The organism is Modestobacter sp. VKM Ac-2978, from assembly GCF_026968025.1.
GTDB lineage: Bacteria > Actinomycetota > Actinomycetes > Mycobacteriales > Geodermatophilaceae > Modestobacter.
The window spans coordinates 159,689-180,352 of the sequence record NZ_JAPVBP010000010.1 but is presented as its reverse complement, the minus strand read 5'-3'; the positions used below and the strand labels follow the sequence as shown (position 1 = coordinate 180,352).

Annotated in this window: 17 protein-coding genes; 13 read left to right on the top strand and 4 right to left on the bottom strand. The window is 74.0% G+C overall.

What is annotated here, in order from left to right; translation table 11 throughout:
* The first annotated feature begins 30 nt into the window (after nt 1-30).
* Nucleotides 31-2,082 carry a S9 family peptidase gene (locus tag O2W53_RS21740; protein ID WP_269165154.1) on the top strand — a complete coding sequence of 684 codons (2,052 nt, stop codon included), beginning with the start codon at nt 31-33 and terminating at the stop codon, nt 2,080-2,082.
* Between the two features lie 25 nt (nt 2,083-2,107).
* Here the strand turns inward: O2W53_RS21740 and O2W53_RS21735 are convergent, their stop codons facing one another.
* Nucleotides 2,108-2,542 carry a hypothetical protein gene (locus O2W53_RS21735; RefSeq protein ID WP_269165153.1) on the bottom strand — a complete coding sequence of 145 codons (435 nt, stop codon included), beginning with the start codon at nt 2,540-2,542 and terminating at the stop codon, nt 2,108-2,110.
* Nucleotides 2,539-2,787 carry a hypothetical protein gene (locus O2W53_RS21730; protein WP_269165152.1) on the bottom strand — a complete coding sequence of 83 codons (249 nt, stop codon included), beginning with the start codon at nt 2,785-2,787 and terminating at the stop codon, nt 2,539-2,541. Before O2W53_RS21730 ends, O2W53_RS21735 begins: the two co-directional genes overlap by 4 nt.
* A 175-nt stretch (nt 2,788-2,962) precedes the next feature.
* Between O2W53_RS21730 and O2W53_RS21725 the strand changes: the two genes are divergently transcribed.
* Nucleotides 2,963-3,241, top strand: coding sequence for a hypothetical protein (locus O2W53_RS21725; RefSeq protein WP_269165151.1), 279 nt, complete (start codon nt 2,963-2,965; stop codon nt 3,239-3,241).
* A gap of 33 nt (nt 3,242-3,274) precedes the next feature.
* Here the strand turns inward: O2W53_RS21725 and O2W53_RS21720 are convergent, their stop codons facing one another.
* Nucleotides 3,275-3,943, bottom strand: coding sequence for an MBL fold metallo-hydrolase (locus O2W53_RS21720; protein WP_269165150.1), 669 nt, complete (start codon nt 3,941-3,943; stop codon nt 3,275-3,277).
* Nucleotides 3,944-3,990: 47 nt separating this feature from the next.
* Here O2W53_RS21720 and O2W53_RS21715 point away from each other — a divergent pair, with 47 nt between their 5' ends.
* The 3 genes from O2W53_RS21715 (at nt 3,991) to O2W53_RS21705 (ending at nt 9,497) form a co-directional block, all read left to right on the top strand.
* Nucleotides 3,991-5,445 carry an amidase gene (locus O2W53_RS21715; RefSeq protein WP_269165149.1) on the top strand — a complete coding sequence of 485 codons (1,455 nt, stop codon included), beginning with the start codon at nt 3,991-3,993 and terminating at the stop codon, nt 5,443-5,445.
* A gap of 181 nt (nt 5,446-5,626) precedes the next feature.
* Entirely contained in the window at nt 5,627-8,521 is a 2,895-nt protein-coding gene (gene uvrA / locus O2W53_RS21710) for an excinuclease ABC subunit UvrA (protein WP_269165148.1), read from the top strand.
* Between the two features lie 55 nt (nt 8,522-8,576).
* Nucleotides 8,577-9,497: an alpha/beta fold hydrolase gene (locus O2W53_RS21705; RefSeq protein ID WP_269165147.1), complete on the top strand. Its 921-nt coding sequence runs from the start codon at nt 8,577-8,579 to the stop codon at nt 9,495-9,497.
* A 192-nt stretch (nt 9,498-9,689) separates the two neighbouring features.
* On the opposite strand, the gene O2W53_RS21700 is transcribed toward O2W53_RS21705, so the two are convergent.
* Nucleotides 9,690-10,250 carry a hypothetical protein gene (locus O2W53_RS21700; protein WP_269165146.1) on the bottom strand — a complete coding sequence of 187 codons (561 nt, stop codon included), beginning with the start codon at nt 10,248-10,250 and terminating at the stop codon, nt 9,690-9,692.
* 265 nt (nt 10,251-10,515) lie between these two features.
* Between O2W53_RS21700 and uvrC the strand changes: the two genes are divergently transcribed.
* The 8 genes from uvrC (at nt 10,516) to O2W53_RS21660 (ending at nt 20,583) form a co-directional block, all read left to right on the top strand.
* Nucleotides 10,516-12,573, top strand: coding sequence for an excinuclease ABC subunit UvrC (uvrC, locus tag O2W53_RS21695; RefSeq protein WP_269165145.1), 2,058 nt, complete (start codon nt 10,516-10,518; stop codon nt 12,571-12,573).
* On the top strand, nt 12,570-13,505 hold the full coding sequence (rapZ, locus tag O2W53_RS21690; protein ID WP_269165144.1) for an RNase adapter RapZ: 936 nt from the start codon (nt 12,570-12,572) through the stop codon (nt 13,503-13,505). Before uvrC ends, rapZ begins: the two co-directional genes overlap by 4 nt.
* Entirely contained in the window at nt 13,505-14,458 is a 954-nt protein-coding gene (locus tag O2W53_RS21685) for a gluconeogenesis factor YvcK family protein (RefSeq protein WP_269165143.1), read from the top strand. The genes rapZ and O2W53_RS21685 overlap by 1 nt, the downstream gene beginning before the upstream one ends.
* A gap of 73 nt (nt 14,459-14,531) precedes the next feature.
* Nucleotides 14,532-15,512, top strand: coding sequence for a DNA-binding protein WhiA (gene whiA / locus O2W53_RS21680; protein ID WP_036338709.1), 981 nt, complete (start codon nt 14,532-14,534; stop codon nt 15,510-15,512).
* A gap of 244 nt (nt 15,513-15,756) precedes the next feature.
* On the top strand, nt 15,757-16,761 hold the full coding sequence (gene gap / locus O2W53_RS21675; protein WP_269165142.1) for a type I glyceraldehyde-3-phosphate dehydrogenase: 1,005 nt from the start codon (nt 15,757-15,759) through the stop codon (nt 16,759-16,761).
* Complete coding sequence (locus tag O2W53_RS21670; RefSeq protein ID WP_269165141.1) at nt 16,761-17,954, top strand: phosphoglycerate kinase; 1,194 nt, start codon at nt 16,761-16,763, stop codon at nt 17,952-17,954. The genes gap and O2W53_RS21670 overlap by 1 nt, the downstream gene beginning before the upstream one ends.
* A gap of 9 nt (nt 17,955-17,963) precedes the next feature.
* The gene (gene tpiA / locus O2W53_RS21665; protein WP_269165140.1) at nt 17,964-18,773 is read left to right on the top strand and encodes a triose-phosphate isomerase; all 810 of its coding nucleotides are present in this window, start codon (nt 17,964-17,966) and stop codon (nt 18,771-18,773) included.
* A gap of 37 nt (nt 18,774-18,810) precedes the next feature.
* Nucleotides 18,811-20,583, top strand: a complete 1,773-nt coding sequence (locus O2W53_RS21660; RefSeq protein WP_269165139.1) for an ABC transporter substrate-binding protein — start codon at nt 18,811-18,813, stop codon at nt 20,581-20,583.
* Nucleotides 20,584-20,664 lie beyond the last annotated feature (81 nt).

Here is a 20,664-nt window from a genome sequence, read left to right as displayed (position 1 = left end):
GCCGCCGTGCGCTGGGCTAGCGTGCCCCGCATGCGGCCGACCGACCTCTCCCTGCTGCGCGTGCCCGGTGTGCCGACGGTGTCCCCGGACGGGGCGACCGCCGTCGTCGCCGTCAGCCGGCTGGACCTGGACGCCGACGAGTACCGCGGCCAGCTGTGGACCGTCCCGACCGACGGCTCCGCGCCGGCCCGACCGCTCACCCACGGCCAGCACGACTCGGCACCCGTGTTCTCCCCGGACGGCCACTGGCTGGCCTACCTGTCGGCCGAGCCGAAGGGGCGGCCGCAGCTGCACGTGCTGCCCGCCGGCGGTGGCACGGCCCGCCGGCTGACCGACCACCACCTGGGCGCGGGCACCCCGGTGTGGTCGCCGGACTCCCGCCGGCTGGCCTACACGGCACGGGTGCCCGAGCAGGGGCGGTACGGCACCGACGAGGACGTGTCGCCGGGCGCGGAGCCTCCCCGGCTGATCACCACCCTGAAGTACCGGGCCGACGACATCGGTTTCACCAACGACCGCCGCAGTCACGTCTTCGTCGTCGACCTGCCCGCGGACACCGACGACGACGCCGTCGAGCAGCCCACGCCGTTCCAGGTCACCGGCGGCGACGTCGACGACACCGACGTGGCCTGGCGTCCGGACGGCGCCGAGCTCGCCTTCGTCTCCGCTCGGCACGAGGGCGCCGACCTGGACCTGGTCTCCGACGTGTACGTCGTCCGGCCCGACGGCAGCGGGCTGCGCCGGGTCACCGACTCCCGGTCCACGTGCAGCCACCCGGCCTACGACCCGGACGATCCCACCGGCAGCACCATCTACCTCACGGCGATCCCCGACCTGGGCCCGGTCGGCCGGGACTTCGTCGGCCGGAACACCACCCTGGCGCAGGTCAGCGCCGCGGGTGGCCGGGTGGTGCCGCTGCTCGACCCGGAGGAGCACGACCGCGGCGACGAGACGCCGGCGACCGTCGTGGCCGGTGGCGCCGCCCTCATCGGTGTCCAGCGCCGCGGCGCCGTCGAGCTGCTGCGGGTCCCGCTCGACGGAGGCGAGCCCGAGGTGCTGGTCGAGGGGCAGTACACGGTGCGGGGGATGGCCGTCGGGGGCGGCGTCGTCGTCGCCACCGTCGCGCACGACCGCTCGGCGGGCGAGCTCATCGCGGTCACGCCGGGACGGCGCCGGCTGATCACCGGCTTCGGTGCGCCGTTGCAGGCCACCGGCCGGCTGCACCGGATGCGGGAGACGACGGCGACCTCGCCGGACGGCTACCCGGTGCACGGCTGGGTCACCACGCCGCCCGGGCCGGGGCCGCACCCGGTGCTGCTGACCGTGCACGGCGGGCCGTTCAGCCAGTACGGCTGGACGCTGTTCGACGAGACCCAGGCCTACGTGGAGGCCGGCTACGCCGTGCTGATGTGCAACCCCCGCGGGTCGTCGGGCTACGGCCAGGCGCACGGCCGGGTGGTCAAGGAGCACATGGGTGAGCTGGACGCCGACGACGTGCTGGCCTTCCTCGACGAGGCGCTGACCGACCCAGGGCTGGACTCCTCCCGCGTCGGGCTGATGGGCGGCTCGTACGGCGGGTTCATGACCACGCTGCTGCTCGGCCGCACCGACCGGTTCGTCGCCGGCATCAGCGAGCGGGGGTTCAACGACCCGGTGAGCTTCGTCGGCTCCTCCGACATCGGGTTCTTCTTCCCCGACGAGTACGTGGGCACCGATCCCGAGCGCATCGTCGCGCAGTCGCCGATGGCCTCGGCGCATCGCATCACCACCCCCACGATGGTGATCCACTCCGAGGAGGACTGGCGCTGCCCGCTGGAGCAGGGCACCCGGCTCTACGTGGAGCTCAAGCGCCGCGGCGTCCCCACCGAGCTGCTGCTCTTCCCGGGGGAGGGGCACGAGCTGTCCCGGTCCGGCCGGCCGAAGCACCGCCGGGCGCGGCTCGAGCACGTGCTGCGCTGGTGGAGCCGCTGGCTGCCGACCCCGCAGAACAGCGCGGCGATGGGCGCGCTGCCGGCCGGGTCCGGCCCGGGCGGGCCGGACCCGGCCGAACCGCTGACCGTGCAGGCGACCCGGGTCGACTGAGGAGCGCGCTGGTCCACGCCCCCGCTCACCTGCGGCGGCGGACCACCGCGTAGCCGAGGACGAGCAGCGTCGCGCCCAGCACGGTCTCGACAGCCCGGGCCCGGACGCTGGCGCGGACGATGCCGACGGCGTCCGGGTGCGCCTGCCGGGTGCCCAGCAGCGCTCCACCGAGCGACGAGTCGACGCCCGCGCCGACGGTCACGATGTGCTGCGACGGTGAGTCGAGCCGGGCGGTGAGCCCGGCATCGGCCAGCGCGCCGGCCAGCTCGGCGAGATCGGCGCGGCCGGGCCGGGTCCCGGCGCGGGCGGTGGCCGCCGAGCGCAGGCCCAGCACGAACCCGCGGACGTCGTCGGCGACCACGTGGACGTCACCGCCGGCGGCGGTGACCTGCACGGGCGCGCCGTCGACCTCGATGGACAGGTCGCCCGTCACGTCGAGGCGGGCCACCTCCGGGTTCATCCCTTGCTGGCGTTCTCGGCGGTGGTGATGCGCAGCGTCCCGTTCAGCTTCCAGGTGGCGCGGGGGGCGTCGGGGCCGGTCTCCCGCGGGACCTCGACGGTCATGTCCACGAACTCGTAGTTGATCGCCGCGCCCTTGCCCGTCAGGTAGGCCCACATCTCCTTGCCCAGGTCGGCGAAGCTGGTCGTCTCGTGGGACTTGATGTCGCGCTTGCCGGTCGCAGTGTCGCTGTTCGACATGGTCATGGAGCTCTCCTCGCTCGGGCGGTGGCCGCACGGACGCGGCGCTGCCGGACGTGCCGCGGGCGCGCTCGTCCACGGCTCCGGTTGTGCACTACCCGGTATGGCGTCGACGAACCGGCGTCCGGAGCACGCGGCGGAGGAGGGCGGTCCGGGCCGCGGGCCGGTCTAGCGTGTCCGCATGGCGCTCATCTACCCCGTCCAGGCCGACCTCCCGGAGCCCGACGAGGACAGCGAGGCCGACTTCGCCGAGCTCGCGGCCGATCTCTCCGACAACTGGCTGGTCGAGATCGCGGTGGGGGAGGACGGGGACGACGCGTGCTTCGGCCCGCTCACCGCGAGGGCGGCCTGGGACCTCGCGGTCGACCTCGACGAGCGCCGCCCCGACTGGTCGATCTCGGTGGTGCCGCTGCACGTGGCCGGGACGGCGGAGGAGCTCGTCGAGCTCTTCGAGGACTAGAGCCCTCGAGGACCGGCCCCGGCGCCGCGCCGGTCACCAGCCGCGGGCGCGCCACTCCGGCAGGTTCGGGCGCTCGGCGCCGATCGTCGTGTCCGCGCCGTGGCCCGGGTAGACCCAGGTGTCGTCGGGCAGCTCGCCGAACAACCGGCTCTCCACGTCGTCGACCAGGCTGGTGAACCGGGCGGCGTCGGACTGGGTGTTGCCGACGCCGCCCGGGAACAGGCTGTCGCCGGTGAAGACGTGCGTGCCGGCGCCCTCGGGGCCGCGCCAGACCAGCGCGATGCTGCCCGGCGTGTGCCCGCGCAGGTGCACCACCGCGAGGGTCTGGTCGCCCACGGGGACGGTGTCGCCGTGGGAGACCGGCCGGGTGACCGGCACCGGCAGGTCGGCTGCGTCGGCCGGGTGCGCGACGGTCTCCGCGCCGGTCGCCTGCACCACCTCCAGGAGTGCGCGGTGGTGGTCCCAGTGGCCGTGCGTGGTCACCACCGTGCGGACGTCGGCGTCGCCGATCAGCTCCAGCAGCGCCGCCGGCTCGGCCGCCGCGTCGACCAGCAGCGACTCCCCGGTGGCCGTGCTGGTGAGCAGGTAGACGTTGTTCGCCATCTCGCTGACGGCCAGCTTCCGGATGGTCAGCCCCGGGAGCTCGCGGACGTCGGCGGGGCCACCGACCTGCACGTCACCGGTGTACGTCTGCCCGCTCATCCCGCTCCCGTCTGAGACTGTCGGTGCCGCCGTCTAGGTTCGTCGGCATGGACGCTAGTGCAGGTTCCAGGCCCTCCGGCGCGCCGGCCGCGGCGGGGTCCGGCGAGCCGACGCTCGACGGGGTGGTCGGGCTGCCGGCGACCGAGCTGGCCGCCAGGGTCCGCGCCGGTGAGCTCTCCGCAGTCGACGTCGTCCGTGCACATCTGCGGCACCTGGCCGCCGTGGAGGCGCGGATCGGGGCGTTCCGGGTCGTCCGCACCGAAGCCGCCCTGGCCGAGGCCGCCGCGGTCGACGCCCGCCCCGACCGGGCCCGGCTGCCGCTGGCCGGTGTCCCGATCGCGGTCAAGGACAACGTCGCGGTGGCCGGCGAGGTGGCCACCGACGGGTCGTCGGCCCACCTGCCGGCGCCGGCGAGCGCCGACCACCCGGTGGTGGCCCGGCTGCGGGCCGCGGGGGCGGTCGTCGTCGGCATCACCCGGGTGCCCGAGCTCTGTCTCTACTGCGCCACCGACGGTCCGGGCACGGTCACCCGCAACCCGTGGGACACCGCACGGTCGGCCGCCGGCTCCTCCGGGGGCAGCGCCGCCGCGGTGTCCGCCGGTGTCGTCCCGCTGGCCCAGGGGAACGACGGCATGGGCTCCCTCCGGCTGCCCGCCGCCGCCTGCGGGCTGGTCACGCTCAAGCCCGGCTCCGGCGTGGTCCCGGCCCTGATCGGTGCCGACAGCTGGTCCGGCATGGCGGAGAACGGTGTGCTGGCCACCACCGTCGCCGACCTGGCCGTCGGCTTCGCCGTGCTGGCCGGCACCGAGCCGGCCCCGCCGGCGGCTCCGGTCGGCCCGCTGCGGATCGCGGTGTCGACCCGGTCGCCCGTGCCCGGCGTCCGGCTGGACGCCGCCGGCCGCGCTGCGCTGGACGCCGTGGTGGCCGAACTGCGGGCCGCCGGGCACGTCGTGGTCGAGAAGGAGCCGCTGATCACCCCGGCTGCGGCGGTGGGCACCATCACCCGGTGGCTGGCCGGCGCCGACTCCGACGCCGAGGCCCTCGGGCTCGACCGCCAGGCCCTGGAACCGCGCAGTCGCACCCATGCCCGGCTGGGCCGCTGGGTGCGCCGGGCCGGCCTGGTCCGGCCCAAGACGGCGGCGGCGTTCCGGGCCCGGATGGCCGACTTCTTCTCCGACGTCGACGTCCTGCTCAGCCCGGTCGTCTCCGGTCCGCCGCTCGCCGCCCGGCCCTGGCACGAGCGGGGCTTCCTGGCCAACATCACGGCCAATGCCCGCTGGGCGCCGTGGACGTCGGCCTGGAACGTGGCCGGCCTGCCGGCGCTCGTCCTGCCCGCCGGTCCGGGCCGGGAGGGGCTCCCCAGCTCCGTCCAGTTCGTCGGCCCGGCCGGTGCCGAGACGCGGCTACTCTGGCTGGCCGGGGAGCTCGAGGGCCGGCTGCCCTGGCGCCGGCACGCGCCGGTCTTCGACCCGGCCGGACCGGTCGGCGGCCCCGCCGGCTGACCGGGCAGCGTCGCCTCGGCCCGCGGTGGGGGAGACCCAGCCGACACCCGGGCCGGGAAGCGCACCGTCCGGGCCACCGTTCCACGGTCCGATGCACCGCACCGGCCTCAGCACCGCACCACTGGTCCCCGCCGCCCCGCGACCGGACCAGCACCGAACCACTGCGACCGACAGGGATCACATGGACCGGCTCGTCGTCCGCGGCGCCCGAGAGCACAACCTCAAGGACGTCCACCTCGACCTGCCCCGCGACGCGATGATCGTGTTCACGGGGCTCTCCGGCTCGGGCAAGTCCAGCCTGGCCTTCGACACGATCTTCGCCGAGGGCCAGCGCCGCTACGTCGAGTCGCTGTCGGCCTACGCCCGCCAGTTCCTCGGCCAGATGGACAAGCCGGACGTCGACTTCATCGAGGGCCTGTCCCCGGCGGTGTCGATCGACCAGAAGTCGACCAACCGCAACCCGCGGTCGACGGTCGGCACGATCACCGAGGTCTACGACTACCTGCGGCTGCTGTACGCCCGGGCCGGTCAGCCGCACTGCCCCAACTGCGGGAAGCCGATCTCGCGGCAGACCCCGCAGCAGATCGTCGACCAGGTGCTGGCCATGGAGGAGGGCACCCGGTTCCAGGTGCTGGCGCCGGTCGTCCGGGCGCGCAAGGGCGAGTACGTCGACCTGTTCAGCTCGCTGCAGACCCAGGGCTTCTCCCGGGTGCGGGTCGACGGCACCATCCACCCGCTGACGGAGCCGCCGACGCTCAAGAAGCAGGAGAAGCACACGATCGAGGTGATCGTCGACCGGCTGACGGTCAAGGAGAACGCCAAGCGACGGCTGACCGACTCGGTCGAGACCGCGCTCGGGCTCGCCGGTGGCCTGGTGGTGCTCGACTTCGTCGACCTCCCCGAGGGCGACGCACACCGGGAGCGCACCTTCTCCGAGCACCTGGCCTGCATCGACGACGGGCTGTCCTTCGAGGCGCTCGAGCCGCGGTCGTTCTCGTTCAACTCGCCGTTCGGCGCCTGCCCCGAGTGCACCGGCATCGGCACCCGCAAGGAGGTCGACCCCGACCTCGTGGTCCCCGACCCCGGCAAGAGCCTCGGTGAGGGCGCCATCGCCCCGTGGGCCGGTTCGATGAGCAACCAGTACTTCCAGCGGTTGCTCGGCGGGCTCGCCGACATGATCGGCTTCTCCATGAACACGCCCTGGGAGGAGCTGCCGGCGAAGGTGCAGAAGGCGGTGCTGCACGGCTCCCCGGACCAGGTGCACGTCCGCTACAAGAACCGCTACGGCCGCGAACGCAGTTACTACGCCGCCTTCGAGGGCGTGCTGCCCTTCCTCGAGCGCCGGCACGAGGACACCGACAGCGAGTTCATGAAGGACAAGTACGAGGGCTACATGCGCGACGTGCCGTGCCCCGTCTGTCACGGCACCCGGCTGAAGCCGGAGATCCTCGCCGTCAAGTTGATGGGCCGCTCGATCGCCGAGGTCACCGGGCTGTCGATCGGCGAGGCCTCCGAGTGGCTCAACGCCCTGGAGCTCGGCGAGCGCGAGCGGGCGATCGCCGTCCAGGTGCTCCGGGAGATCCAGGCCCGGCTCTCCTTCCTCGTCTCCGTCGGGCTGGACTACCTGTCCCTGGACCGCCCGGCCGCCACGCTGGCCGGTGGGGAGGCGCAGCGCATCCGGCTGGCCACCCAGATCGGCTCCGGGCTGGTCGGCGTCCTCTACGTGCTCGACGAGCCCTCGATCGGCCTGCACCAGCGCGACAACGTCCGGCTGATCGAGACCCTCGTGCGGCTGCGGGACATGGGCAACACGCTGATCGTCGTCGAGCACGACGAGGACACCATCAAGCAGGCCGACTGGATCGTCGACATCGGTCCCGGCGCCGGCGAGCACGGTGGCGAGGTCGTGGTCAGCGGCACCTACGAGGACCTGCTGGCCAGCGAGCGGTCGATCACCGGCCAGTACCTGTCCGGCCGCCGGGAGATCACCATCCCGAAGATCCGTCGCGAGCGGACGCCGGGCCGGGAGCTGGTCGTCAAGGGCGCCCGGGAGAACACCCTGCGCGGCATCGACGTGGCGTTCCCGCTGGGCGTGCTGGTCGCCGTCACCGGCGTCTCCGGCTCGGGCAAGTCCAGCCTGGTCAACGACATCCTCTACACGACCCTGGCCAACGAGCTCAACCGCGCCCGGATGGTGCCGGGCCGGCACCGCACCATCACCGGCCTGGACCAGCTGGACAAGGTCGTCGGCGTCGACCAGTCGCCGATCGGCCGCACCCCGCGGTCCAACCCGGCCACCTACACGGGGGTCTGGGACCACGTCCGCAAGCTGTTCGCCAGCACCTCGGAGGCGAAGGTCCGCGGCTACCAGCCCGGCCGGTTCTCCTTCAACGTCAAGGGCGGCCGCTGCGAGGCGTGCTCCGGCGACGGGACGCTGAAGATCGAGATGAACTTCCTCCCGGACGTCTACGTGCCCTGCGAGGTCTGCAAGGGCGCCCGGTTCAACCGGGAGACCCTCGAGGTGCACTACAAGGGCAAGACCGTGGCCGAGGTGCTCAACATGCCGATCGAGGAGGCCGCCGACTTCTTCGCGGCCATCCCGGCGATCGCCCGCTACATGCGCACCCTCACCGACGTCGGTCTCGGCTACGTCCGGCTCGGCCAGCCGGCGACGACGCTGTCCGGTGGCGAGGCGCAGCGGGTCAAGCTCGCCAGCGAGCTGCAGAAGCGCTCCAACGGCCGCACCATCTACGTCCTCGACGAGCCCACGACCGGGCTGCACTTCGAGGACATCAACAAGCTGCTGCAGGTCATCCAGGGGCTGGTCGACAAGGGCAACTCGGTCATCGTCATCGAGCACAACCTCGACGTGATCAAGAGCGCCGACTGGTTGATCGACATGGGCCCGGAAGGTGGCTTCCGCGGCGGCATGGTCGTGGCCGAGGGGCCGCCGGAGCTCGTGGCCTCGGTCCCGGAGAGCCACACCGGCAGGTTCCTCGCCAACATCCTCGACCCGGAGGCCGTCGCCGCGGCGGCCGCCGGCCCGAAGAAGAAGGCCCGCAAGAAGGCCAGCTGACCGGTGCACGGGGCGGTTGCGGCCGCCTCGTGCGCCCCGGACGAGAGGACCCACCGTGACGACGACGTCCGGCGACCTGCCCGTGCTCCCGCGCCCCGACGGGGTGGACGTCCGCTACCGACGGTGGCTGCCCGCCGGCGAGGTCCGGGGCACCCTGCAGCTGGTCCACGGCGCCTCCGAGCACTCCGGCCGCTACGAGCGCCTGGCCGGTGCGCTCACCGGGCGCGGCCTGGCCGTCTACGCGATGGACCTGCGCGGGCACGGTCGCACCGCCGAGGTCACCGGCCCCGGTCGGTTCGGGGCGCCCGGCGCCGACGGCGTCCTCGACGACGTGGAGGCCCTGCACCGGCTCGCCGCCGAGGAGCACCCGGGCCTGCCACGGGTGCTCCTGGGCCACTCGATGGGCTCGATCATCGCGCTGGCCAGCGCCGAGCGGGACGGCGCCGGGCTGAGCGGGTTGGTGCTGTCCGGACCGATCGGGGTGTCGCCGGAGCTGGCCGAGACGGTGTCCGCCCTGGACGGTGCCGTGGCTGCCGGGCTGGGAGACCAGCCGCTGGACGCCCTCGGCGCCTTCAACGAGCCGTTCGAGCCGGCCCGCACCCCCTACGACTGGCTGTCGCGTGACCCGGCCGAGGTCGACGCCTACCTGGCCGACCCGCTCGCCGGCGACCAGGTGCCGCTGACCCACGGGTACGCGGCCGGCGTCTTCGGCATGTCGGTCCGTGCGGCCAGCCCGCAGGGGGTCGCTGCACTGCCCGGAGGGCTGCCGGTGCTGCTGCTGTCCGGGCAGCACGACCCGGTCGGCGGCCGGGACGCCGAGCAGGTCACCGCGCTGGCCGGGCTGCTCCGGGAACGCGGCCTGCCGGTCGACCAGCGGGTCTACCCCGAGGCGCGGCACGAGGTCTTCAACGAGACCAACCGCGACGAGGTCGTCGCCGACCTGCTCGGCTGGCTCGAGGCTCGCCTCGGCGGTTGACCGGGAGGCTCGCCTCGACGAACGACGCGGAGGCTCGGCGGCCGCCCCGGAGCGGCTGCCGCGCCGGTCGGCCTCCAGGGCGCCGGGCGCTCGTCCGGCGGGCGGCGTCCGGTGGACTCCGGGCGCCCCGCCCGGCCAGCGGCGTCCGGTGCTCCGGCGGTGGTCCGTGCGCGGCCCCCGCGGGGGCACGGGTCAGCTGCGACGGTCCTGCACGTCCAGGAGTCGACCGCCGCTCGGCGCGGGTGGCCGTCCGGCCTGCACCGCGCCGGTCACCTCGCCCACGGCCGCCTGCGCCGCATCGGGCCCCTCGACCAGCCAGACTGCCGACCGCGCGGGCCCGACGCAGGCCGTGAGCTCCACCAGCCACGGGTGCGTCCGCTCCGCCGCCGCCAGCTGCCTGATCCGGCGACCGCGCAGCAGCAGGACGAAGGCGGCGACCGACCCGAGCCCGGCCGTCAACGCGATCGGGCGGAGGGCGGAGACCTCCTCTCGCCACGGGTCCGCCCCGGCCCCGGGAGCGGCCCAGCCCTGCCAGCGGGCCGACCTCCCCAGCACCCAGCTGGCCCGGGGCGGAGGTGGGGGTGAGCCCGTGGGCGTGCCCCAGGGCAGCAGCAGCCGCCCGACCGCCGCGGCGTCCGGCCGGGCCACGGGGGCCGGCAACACCCCCGCGCGGAAGCAGCTGACCCGCCAGTTGCCGCCCCAGCGGTCGGTGACCACCACGCCGCCCCGTTCGCTGCTCGCCGTCCCGCGCATGCCCGTCCCGCCCTCCGCCCGTCGCTGAGAGGGCCACCCTGGCAGCCGCGGCCGGTGTGGTGCCGGCGTCGTCCACAGGCCGATCGCCGTGCACGACGAACCCGCTCCGCGGCACCCCGGTCCACCACCGGGACGTGCGGCCTCTCCCCGGCAGGACCGGGTACCTGCTGCTCAGGCGGCCGCCATCCGCCCGGTTGCCGCGCGCGTCGGCGGGGCTGCCAGGAGCGGGCGACGGGTTGTCGGTGGGCAGACCTAACCTGGGGGCATGCCCGACCCGTCCACGTACCGCCCAGCGGTCGGCAGCATCCCGGAGAGCCCCGGGGTCTACAAGTTCCGCGACCCGGCCGGCCGGGTCGTCTACGTCGGCAAGGCCAAGAGCCTCCGGCAGCGGCTGAACAGCTACTTCGCCGACGTCTGGGGCCTGCACCCGCGCACCCGGCAGATGGTCACCACCGCGGCGAGCGTCGAGTGGACCGTCGTCGGCACCGAGGTCGAGGCCCTCCAGCTCGAGTACAACTGGATCAAGGAGTTCGACCCCCGGTTCAACGTCCGGTACCGGGACGACAAGAGCTACCCCAGCCTCGCCGTGACGCTCAACGAGGAGTTCCCGCGGCTGCAGGTCATGCGCGGCCCCAAGCGGAAGGGCGTGCGGTACTTCGGCCCCTACGCACACGCCTGGGCGATCCGCGAGACGGTCGACACGCTCACCCGGGTCTTCCCGGCCCGCACCTGCTCCAACGGCGTCTTCAAGCGAGCCGCCCAGATCGGCCGGCCCTGCCTGCTCGGCTACATCGGCAAGTGCGCAGCGCCCTGCGTCGGCCGGGTCAGCGCCGAGGAGCACCGCGAGATCGTCGACGACTTCTGCGACTTCATGGGCGGCCGCACCGAGCAGATGATCCGCCGGCTCGAGCGGCAGATGACCGAGGCCGCCGAGGAGATGAACTACGAGCGGGCCGCCCGGCTGCGCGACGACCTCGGCGCGCTGCGCCGGGCCCTGGAGAAGCAGGCCGTCGTCCTCGGCGACGGCACGGACGCCGACGTCGTCGCCTTCGCGCAGGACGAGCTGGAGGCCGCCGTCCAGGTGTTCCACGTCCGCGGTGGCCGGGTGCGCGGGCAGCGCGGCTGGATCATCGACAAGGTCGAGGACGTCACCACCGGCCAGCTGGTCGAGCAGTTCCTGCTGCAGGTCTACGGCGGGGTGGACGAGGAGACCGGCACCGGCGACGTGGGGGAGTCCGTGCCCCGCGAGGTGCTCGTGCCCGAGCTGCCCGACGACGCGGAGGTCTACGCCGAGCTGCTCAGCGAGCTGCGCGGTTCCCGGGTGTCCCTGCGCGTCCCGCAGCGGGGGGACAAGCGCAGCCTGATGGAGACCGTCGAGCGCAACGCCAAGGAGTCCTTCGCCCGGCACCGGGTGAAGCGGGCCAGCGACCTGACCGCCCGGTCGCTGGCGCTGTCGGAGATCCAGGAGGCCCTGGACCTGCCCGCGGCGCCGCTGCGGATCGAGTGCATCGACATCTCGCACGTGCAGGGCACCAACGTCGTCGCCAGCATGGTGGTCTTCGAGGACGGCATGGCCAAGAAGTCCGACTACCGGCGCTTCTCCGTGGCCCAGGGCACCGACGACACCGCGGCGATGGCCGAGGTCGTGCGGCGTCGGTTCGCCCGGCACCTCAAGGAGGAGCAGGACCGCCGGGACGAGCAGGGCGTCGCCGCGGAGGAGGGCCGGCCGCGCCGGTTCGCCTACCCGCCCAACCTGCTGGTGGTCGACGGCGGAGCCCCGCAGGTGGCCGCGGCCAGCCGTTCGCTCGCCGAGCTGGGCATCGTCGACGTCGCCGTCTGCGGCCTGGCCAAGCGGATGGAGGAGGTCTGGCTGCCCGACGACCCCGACCCGGTCATCCTGCCGCGCACCTCCGAGGCCCTCTACCTGCTGCAGCGGGTGCGCGACGAGGCACACCGGTTCGCGATCACCTACCACCGGCAGAAGCGATCCAGCACCATGTTGGTCTCCCTCCTGGACGACGTCCCGGGGCTCGGCGACACCCGGCGGAAGGCACTGATGAAGCAGTTCGGATCCCTCAAGCGGCTGCGTGCGGCCTCGGTGGAGGAGCTCACGGCGGTGCCCGGCATCGGCCGGCGCACGGCCGAGGCGGTGCTCGCCGCGGTCGCCGAGCCGGTGGCCGCGGGCGCCTCGCCCGACGTGGTCGCCGAGGACGCGGTCGAGCTGGAGCCGCCGGTGGACACCGGGGCGCCGGCCCAGGGGCCGGACGCCGACCAGACCGCCGACACCGGCCGGGTCCACCCCGCCGCCGGGCAGCCGGCATGACCGCCGGTCGCGCAGCGCCGGCCGGGCCGCAGAGCGACGTCCCGCCGGCGGACGACGGGTCGAGCACCGAGCTCGCCCCGCTCGACGTCGTGGTCGTCACGGGTCTGTCCGGAGCGGGCAAGAACAGCGCCGGCCGGGTGCTGGAGGACCTCGGCTTCTTCGTGGTCGACAACCTGCCGCCGGCCCTGCTCCAACCGATGGTCGAGCTGGGCGCCCGCGGCGACCTGCGCCGGTTCGCCGCCGTCGTCGACGTGCGCAGCCGGGCCTTCTCCAGCGACCTGCAGGAGTCCATCCGGCAGCTCGCCGAGGCCGGGCACCGCCCGCGCGTCGTCTACGTGCACGCCCGCAACGAGGTGCTGATCCGGCGCTACGAGTCGGTCCGGCGCGAGCACCCGCTGCAGGGCAACGGCCGGTTGATCGACGGCATCGACACCGAGCGGGAGCTGCTCACCGGCATCGCCGGCGACGCCGACCTGTGGATCGACACCAGCGACCTCAACGTGCACCAGCTGCGCGCCACCCTGGAGGCGTCGTTCGTGCCGGACGGCGAACTGCCGGAGGTGGTGGCGACCGTGCTCAGCTTCGGCTTCAAGTACGGCCTGCCGCTGGACGCCGACCTCGTCGTCGACGCCCGGTTCCTGCCCAACCCGCACTGGGTCCCCGAGCTGCGCCCGATGACCGGCCGGGACGCCGAGGTGCGCGACTACGTGCTCGCCCAGGACGACGCCGGGGCGTTCCTGGACCGCTACGGCGAGGTGCTGCGGCTGCTGCTGCCCGGTTACCGGCGCGAGGGCAAGCGGTACCTGACCCTGGCGGTGGGGTGCACCGGCGGCAAGCACCGCAGCGTCGCCATCGCCGAGGAGTTCGCCCGTCGGCTCAACGCCGAGGGCGTCCCGGCGACCGCCCGCCACCGTGACCTGGGGCGCGAGTAGTGGAGACCCCCGGCCTGCGGGTCGTCGCCCTCGGCGGCGGGCACGGGCTGGCCGCTGCCCTGGCTGCCTGGCGACGGCTCACCGCGGAGCTGACCGCGGTGGTCACCGTCGCCGACGACGGCGGTTCCTCGGGGCGGATCCGGCGCGAGATGCCGGTGCTGCCACCCGGTGACCTGCGGATGGCGCTGGTCGCACTGGCCGGCGAGTCCCCGCGCACCCAGCAGATGGCCGACCTGCTCCAGCACCGCTTCGGTGGCACCGGGGTGCTCGCCGGGCACCCCGTCGGCAACCTGATGCTGACCGGCCTGACCGAGATGCACGGCGGCGACACGGTCCGGGCCCTCGGCGTGCTGGAGGAGCTGCTCGGGACGCGCGGCCGGGTGCTCCCGATGGCCGACGTCCCGCTGGACCTGGTGGCCACGGTGGCCAGCGTCGACCCCGACGACCCGCAGGAGACCCGCCGGATCCGGGGCCAGGTTGCGATCGCCTCCACCCCCGGGCACGTCGAGGACATCCGGGTCTCCCCGGCCGACCCCCCGGTGCCACCGGAGGTGCTGGCGGCGATAGCGGCGGCCGACGTGGTCAGCCTCGGGCCGGGCTCCTGGTACACCTCCGTGCTGCCCCACCTCCTGGTCCCGCGGCTGCGGACGGCGCTGGCGGAGACCGCGGCACGGGTGGTCGTGGTGCTGAACCTCGAGCCCCAGGCGGGGGAGACCGACGGCTTCTCGCCGGAGGAGCACCTGCGCGTCCTGCTGGCCCATCTGGGGGGCGTGTCGCTGCACACGGTGATCGCGGACACCGCTGCGGTTGTTGACCGGCGTGGTCTGCTGTCTGCTGTGCATGCATGTGGTGCAGAACTGGTGCTGGCACCGGTGGCTGCACCCGACGGGACACCACAGCACGATCCCTCCCGGCTCGCTGCCGCACTGGCCTCCGTGGTCGGTGCGCGGTGACCGGCAGGGCAGTGGCCGGACACGGGGACGACCGTGACACCGGCCGGCACACAGGGGGAAGGGAACACCGCTGATGGCGATGACGGCGATGGTGAAGGACGAGCTCTCCCGCGTGGAGTGCACGAAGACCTCGGAGCGCAAGGCCGAGGTGACCGCGCTGCTGCGCTTCTCCGGTGGCCTGCACATCGTGGGCGGCCGGGTGGTCATCGAGGCCGAGCTGGACACCGGCTCCGTGGCCCGGCGACTGCGCCGGGACATCAGCGAGGTGTACGGCTACACCAGTGGCGTGAGCGTGCTGGCCGGCGGCAACATCCGCCGGGGCGTGCGCTACCTGGTCCGGATCGCCAAGCACGGTGAGGGCCTGGCCCGGCAGACCGGGCTGGTCGACCAGCGGGGCCGGCCGGTGCGGGGCCTCCCGCCGTCGGTCGTCTCCGGCGGGATCGGTGACGCCGAGGCAGCCTGGCGGGGCGCCTTCCTGGCGCACGGGTCGCTGACCGAGCCGGGGCGTTCGTCGTCCCTGGAGGTCACCTGCCCCGGGCCCGAGGCAGCCATGGCGCTGGTCGGTGCGGCCCGCCGGTTGGGCATCGCGGCCAAGGCCCGTGAGGTGCGCGGCACCGACCGGGTGGTCGTGCGGGACGGCGACGCGATCGGCGCGCTGCTGACCCGGATGGGCGCCCACGACGCCGTCCTGGCCTGGGAGGAGCGGCGGATGCGCCGCGAGGTCCGGGCCACGGCCAACCGGCTGGCCAACTTCGACGACGCCAACCTGCGCCGCTCGGCGCGGGCCGCGGTCGCGGCGAGTGCCCGGGTCGAGCGGGCCCTGGAGATCCTGGCCGACGAGGCCCCCGAGCACCTGCTGGTCGCCGGGCGGCTGCGGCTGGAGTTCGGTCAGGCGTCGCTGGAGGAGCTCGGCCAGCGCGCCGACCCGCCGATGACCAAGGACGCTGTTGCCGGGCGCATACGGCGTCTGCTGGCGATGGCGGACAAGCGGGCCAAGGACCTCGGCATCCCGGACACCGAGTCCGTCGTGACCGACGACATGCTGGCCCAGTAGCCGGAGGACCACCCTGCTGAGTGGCGCGGCAGCACCGCGCCAGACGTCCGCGACGTCTCTCCCGGCCACCGGGGGAGACGTCGCGGACGTCTGTGCACGCCCCGTCCGGCGGGGCGGGTGCGCGGTCGGAGGCTGCTCGGCGGGCCGATAGGCTGTCGCCGGAATGTGGTCGTGCGCACGCACGGCCCACGGGCGCCGCTGGGCCGACCGGTCCGGCTGGGCAACACGGTCTGGGAGGTCCTCAGTGACGGTACGGGTCGGCATCAACGGGTTCGGTCGGATCGGCCGCAACTTCTATCGGGCGGTCGCCGCCAGCGGGGCCGACGTCGAGGTCGTGGCGGTCAACGACCTGACCACGCCCGAGACGCTCGCGCACCTGCTCAAGTACGACAGCATCCTGGGCAAGCTGGCCGAGGACGTCTCGGTCGTCGGTGACGGCATCAAGGTCGGCGGCGCCACCATCAAGGTGCTGGCCGAGCGCGACCCGGCCAACCTGCCCTGGGGCGAGCTGGGCGTCGACGTCGTCGTCGAGTCCACCGGTTTCTTCACCAAGGCCGACGACGCGCGCAAGCACGTCGACGCCGGTGGGGCCAAGAAGGTCATCATCTCCGCGCCGGCCACCGGCGACGACCTGACGATCGTCATGGGCGTCAACCACGAGCAGTACGACGGCTCGCAGACGATCATCAGCAACGCGTCCTGCACCACCAACTGCCTGGCCCCACTGGCCAAGGTGCTCAACGACGCCTTCGGCATCGAGCGTGGCCTGATGACCACGATCCACGCCTACACCGCCGACCAGAACCTGCAGGACGGCCCGCACAAGGACATGCGGCGCGCCCGCGCCGCCGCGCTGAACATCGTCCCCACCTCCACCGGTGCGGCCAAGGCGATCGGCCTGGTGCTGCCGGAGCTGAAGGGCAAGCTCGACGGCTACGCGCTCCGCGTCCCGGTGCCGACCGGCTCGGCCACCGACCTGACCGTCACGCTGTCCCGCGAGGTCACCGTCGAGGAGGTCGACGAGGCCTACAAGGCGGCCGCCGCCGGCCCGCTGGCGCCGTACCTGGTCTACACCGACGCGCCGATCGTCTCCTCCGACATCGTCACCGACCCGGCCTCGTGCATCTACGACTCCGGTCTGACCAAGGTGTTCGGCAACCAGGTCAAGGTCGTCGGCTGGTACGACAACGAGTGGGGCTACTCCAACCGCCTCGTCGACTCCGTCGTGCTGGTGGGCAGCAAGCTCTGATGCGGTCCGTCGACGAGCTCATCGCCGACGGGGTGTCGGGTCGGCGCGTGCTGCTGCGCGCCGACCTGAACGTCCCGTTGGACTCAGACACCGGCGCGATCACCGACGACGGCCGGATCCGGGCCAGCCTGCCCACGATCTCGGCGCTCCGCGAGGCCGGCGCCCGGGTCGTCGTCGCCGCGCACCTGGGCCGGCCCAAGGGCGAGCCCGACCCGCGGTACTCCCTGGCGCCGGTCGCCGCACGACTCGGTGAGCTGCTCGGCACCGAGGTGCCGCTGGCCGCCGACGTCGCCGGCCCCGACGCCACGGCGAAGGTCGCGGCGCTCGCCGACGGCCAGGTGCTCATGCTGGAGAACGTCCGCTTCGAGGCCGCCGAGACCAGCAAGGACGACGCCGCGCGCGGCGAGCTGGCCGACCGGCTGGCCGGGCTGGCCGACCTCTACGTCGACGACGCGTTCGGTGCCGTGCACCGCAAGCACGCGTCGGTCTACGACGTGGCCGAGCGGCTCCCTCACGCGGCCGGCCGGCTGGTCGCCCGCGAGCTGGAGGTGCTCACCCGGCTCACCGAGAGCCCGGAGCGGCCCTACGTCGTCGTGCTCGGCGGCTCCAAGGTCAGCGACAAGCTCGGCGTGATCGAGGCGCTGCTGCCCAAGGTCGACCGGCTGCTGGTCGGCGGGGGGATGACCTACACCTTCCTGGCCGCCCAGGGCCACGAGGTCGGGACGTCGCTGCTGGAGGCCGACCAGGTCGACAGCTGCCGGCGGCTGCTGGCCGAGGCCGGCGACCGGATCGTGCTGCCGGTCGACGTGGTCTGCACCCCGGAGTTCAGCGCCGATGCGCCGACCACCGTGCTGCCGGCCACCGAGATCCCGGCCGACCAGATGAGCCTGGACATCGGGCCGAAGAGCGTCGAGCTCTTCGCCGAGGCCCTGGCCGGCGCACGCACCGTGTTCTGGAACGGGCCGATGGGCGTGTTCGAGCTCGCTCCCTTCCAGGGCGGCACCCGGGGCGTGGCGCAGGCCGTCGGCGCGATCGACGGGCTCTCCGTGGTCGGTGGCGGCGACTCTGCGGCCTCCGTGCGCCAGCTCGGGCTGGACGAGGCGGCCTACGGTCACATCAGCACCGGCGGCGGCGCGTCGCTGGAGTACCTCGAGGGCCGGGAGCTCCCCGGGCTCGCGGTGCTCGCGGACTGAGGGGCGACGATGGCACGCACGAAGCCCAGGCCGCCCCGGGAGGGCCGGCGTCCGCTCATCGCGGGCAACTGGAAGATGCACCTGACCCACCTCGAGGCGATCGGGCTGGTGCAGAAGCTGGCCTTCTCGCTGACCGAGCCGCAGCTGGAGGACGCTGAGGTCGTCGTCGTCCCGCCGTTCACCGCGCTGCGCAGCGTGCAGACGCTGGTGGCCGGCGACAAGCTGGAGATCGGGTACGGCGCGCAGGACGTCTCGGCGCAGGACTCCGGCGCCTACACCGGGGAGGTCAGCGGGGCGATGCTCGCCGCACTGGCCTGCCGCTACGTCCTGGTCGGCCACTCCGAGCGGCGCACGCTGCACGGTGAGGACGACGCGGTCGTCGCGGCCAAGGTCCAGGCGGCGCTGCGGCACGGGCTGGTCCCGCTGCTGTGCGTGGGGGAGGGGCTCGACGTCCGCCGGGCGGGCACCCACGTCGCGCACTGCACCGACCAGCTGGACCGGGCACTGGACGGCGTCCCCACCGAGCAGCTCCAGGACCTGGTGGTCGCCTACGAGCCGGTGTGGGCGATCGGCACCGGCGAGGTGGCCACGCCGGATGATGCGCAAGAGGTCTGTGCGGCGCTGCGGGCGCGGCTCGCCGAGCGTCACGGCGCGGACACGGCCGCTGCGGTCCGTATCGTCTACGGCGGATCGGTCAAGGCCGCCAACACCGCCGGCATCCTCGCCGGGCCGGACGTCGACGGTGCACTCGTCGGTGGGGCCAGCCTGGACGCCGACGAGTTCGCACAGATCTGTCGTACCGCTGCCGGTGGGAGCTGACCGCCGCCGGCACTGACCGGGCGGAGCAGCACCCACGTTGACGCACAGCACCGAACGGCGACCGGCCGCCCAGCGCACCCCTCGGGGAGCAGGGCGGTCGGTCGTCGTCGTGGTCCTGGCCGCCACCCTGGCGGTGCTGACCGGCTGCGGCAGCGAGAACAGCGGGCTGGCCGGGGTACCGACCGTGGCGGCGGAGCCCGGCAGCGGGGTCGAGGGCGTGCGCGCACCCTCCGAGGAGCCCGGCGGGACGTTGCGGCTGGTCACCGGGGAGATCGACAGCCTGGACCCACAGCGCTCCTACATGCCGTCGGTGTGGAACCTGATGCGGCTGTACACCCGCACCCTGGTCACCTACTCCGCCGAGCCGGGCAGCACCGACGAGCTGGTCCCCGACCTCGCCACCGACCTCGGTACAGGCACCGACGGCGGCCGCACCTGGACGTTCACCCTGCGGGAGGGCGTGCGGTTCGAGAACGGCCGGCCGATCACCTCGCGTGACGTGAAGTACGGGATCCAGCGCTCCTTCGCCTCCGACGTGGTCGTCGGCGGCCCCACCTACGTCGTCGACCTGCTCGACGACGCGGCGGACCCCTACGCCGGGCCCTACCAGGACGAGACCGCCGACCGGCTCGGGCTGGCCTCGATCGAGACCCCCGACGACCGGACGATCGTCTTCCGGCTCACCAACCCGGCGCCGGACTTCCCCTTCGTCATGGCCCTGCCCTCGAGCAGCCCGGTGCCGGTGGAGAGCGACACCGGCGGCGACTATGGGGCCCGTCCGGTCAGCTCCGGCCCCTACCTGATCACCTCCGTGGACCCCGTGGCCGGGATCGTGCTGTCCCGCAACCCGGAGTGGGACCCGGCCACCGACGACGTCCGCACGGCCCTGCCGGACGAGGTGGTGGTGCGCACCGGGCTCTCCGGCGTGGCCCGCGACCAAGCCCTGCTGGCCGGGTCGGCCGACGCGGACCTCTCCGGGACAGGTGTGCAGCAGGCCACCACCAGCCGGCTGGACGACGAGGACCTGGCCGCGCGGATCGACGACGTCACCACCGGCACGGTCCGGCTGCTGGCCCTGCCCACGACGGTGGCCCCGATGGACGACCCGTCCTGCCGGGCTGCCGTGGCTGCCGCCGTCGACCGGTCGGCCGTGCAGCAGGCCCTGCTGGGGGCTGGCAACGCCGTGCGGACGTCGGTGCTCTGGCCGCGCGCGGTCGCCGGCGCCCCGGAGGAGTCCGACCCCCAACCGGATCTCGCCGCTGCCCGGGCGGCGCTGGCCGCCTGCGGTCAGCCCGACGGCTTCAGCACGGTGCTGGCCGTCCCCGACGTGCCGTCCAGCGTCGAGGTGGCCGAGGCCATCGCAGCAGACCTCGCGGAGGTGCAGATCGCCGTCGAGGTGCGCCCGCTGGACCCGGCCACCTACTACGCCACCGACGTCGGCAACCCCGATGCCGTGACCGCGGCGGGGTACGGGATGGTGCTCGCCACCTGGACCGCGGACTTCCCGACCTCGGCGTCCTTCCTGCTCCCACTGGTCGACGGGCGCTCGATCCGCAAGGTCGGCAACACCAACTACGCGTACCTGAACGACCCGACCGTCAACGGGCTGGTGGACGCCGCCCGGGCGGCGACCGAGCCGGCTGCGGCCGCCGACGCCTGGCGCCAGGTCGGGTACGCGGTGCAGGAGACGTCGGCCTACGTCCCGCTGGTGGAGAACCGGGTGCAGTTGCTGGCCGGCCAGCGGCTGCGCAACGGCGTGGTCATGCAGCCCTACGGGGGATACGACGTCGCGACGGCCGGAGTCCGCTGACCGGCCCAGGCTGAACCGGCGCCCCGGCCCCGTCGGTTAGGCTGGACCGTCGAGAGCCCCCGACCCGACGGGTGCGAGCCC

What these genes read in the sequence shown, in the direction of transcription:
- O2W53_RS21700 (WP_269165146.1), bottom strand. Translation starts at nt 10,250, where the DNA reads ATGCGCGGGACGGCGAGCAGCGAACGGGGCGGCGTGGTGGTCACCGAC.
- O2W53_RS21670 (WP_269165141.1), top strand. Translation starts at nt 16,761, where the DNA reads ATGCGGTCCGTCGACGAGCTCATCGCCGACGGGGTGTCGGGTCGGCGC.
- O2W53_RS21725 (WP_269165151.1), top strand. Translation starts at nt 2,963, where the DNA reads ATGGCGCTCATCTACCCCGTCCAGGCCGACCTCCCGGAGCCCGACGAG.
- uvrA (WP_269165148.1), top strand. Translation starts at nt 5,627, where the DNA reads ATGGACCGGCTCGTCGTCCGCGGCGCCCGAGAGCACAACCTCAAGGAC.
- O2W53_RS21720 (WP_269165150.1), bottom strand. Translation starts at nt 3,943, where the DNA reads ATGAGCGGGCAGACGTACACCGGTGACGTGCAGGTCGGTGGCCCCGCC.
- O2W53_RS21715 (WP_269165149.1), top strand. Translation starts at nt 3,991, where the DNA reads ATGGACGCTAGTGCAGGTTCCAGGCCCTCCGGCGCGCCGGCCGCGGCG.
- uvrC (WP_269165145.1), top strand. Translation starts at nt 10,516, where the DNA reads ATGCCCGACCCGTCCACGTACCGCCCAGCGGTCGGCAGCATCCCGGAG.
- O2W53_RS21735 (WP_269165153.1), bottom strand. Translation starts at nt 2,542, where the DNA reads ATGAACCCGGAGGTGGCCCGCCTCGACGTGACGGGCGACCTGTCCATC.
- rapZ (WP_269165144.1), top strand. Translation starts at nt 12,570, where the DNA reads ATGACCGCCGGTCGCGCAGCGCCGGCCGGGCCGCAGAGCGACGTCCCG.
- whiA (WP_036338709.1), top strand. Translation starts at nt 14,532, where the DNA reads ATGGCGATGACGGCGATGGTGAAGGACGAGCTCTCCCGCGTGGAGTGC.
- O2W53_RS21740 (WP_269165154.1), top strand. Translation starts at nt 31, where the DNA reads ATGCGGCCGACCGACCTCTCCCTGCTGCGCGTGCCCGGTGTGCCGACG.
- O2W53_RS21730 (WP_269165152.1), bottom strand. Translation starts at nt 2,787, where the DNA reads ATGACCATGTCGAACAGCGACACTGCGACCGGCAAGCGCGACATCAAG.
- tpiA (WP_269165140.1), top strand. Translation starts at nt 17,964, where the DNA reads ATGGCACGCACGAAGCCCAGGCCGCCCCGGGAGGGCCGGCGTCCGCTC.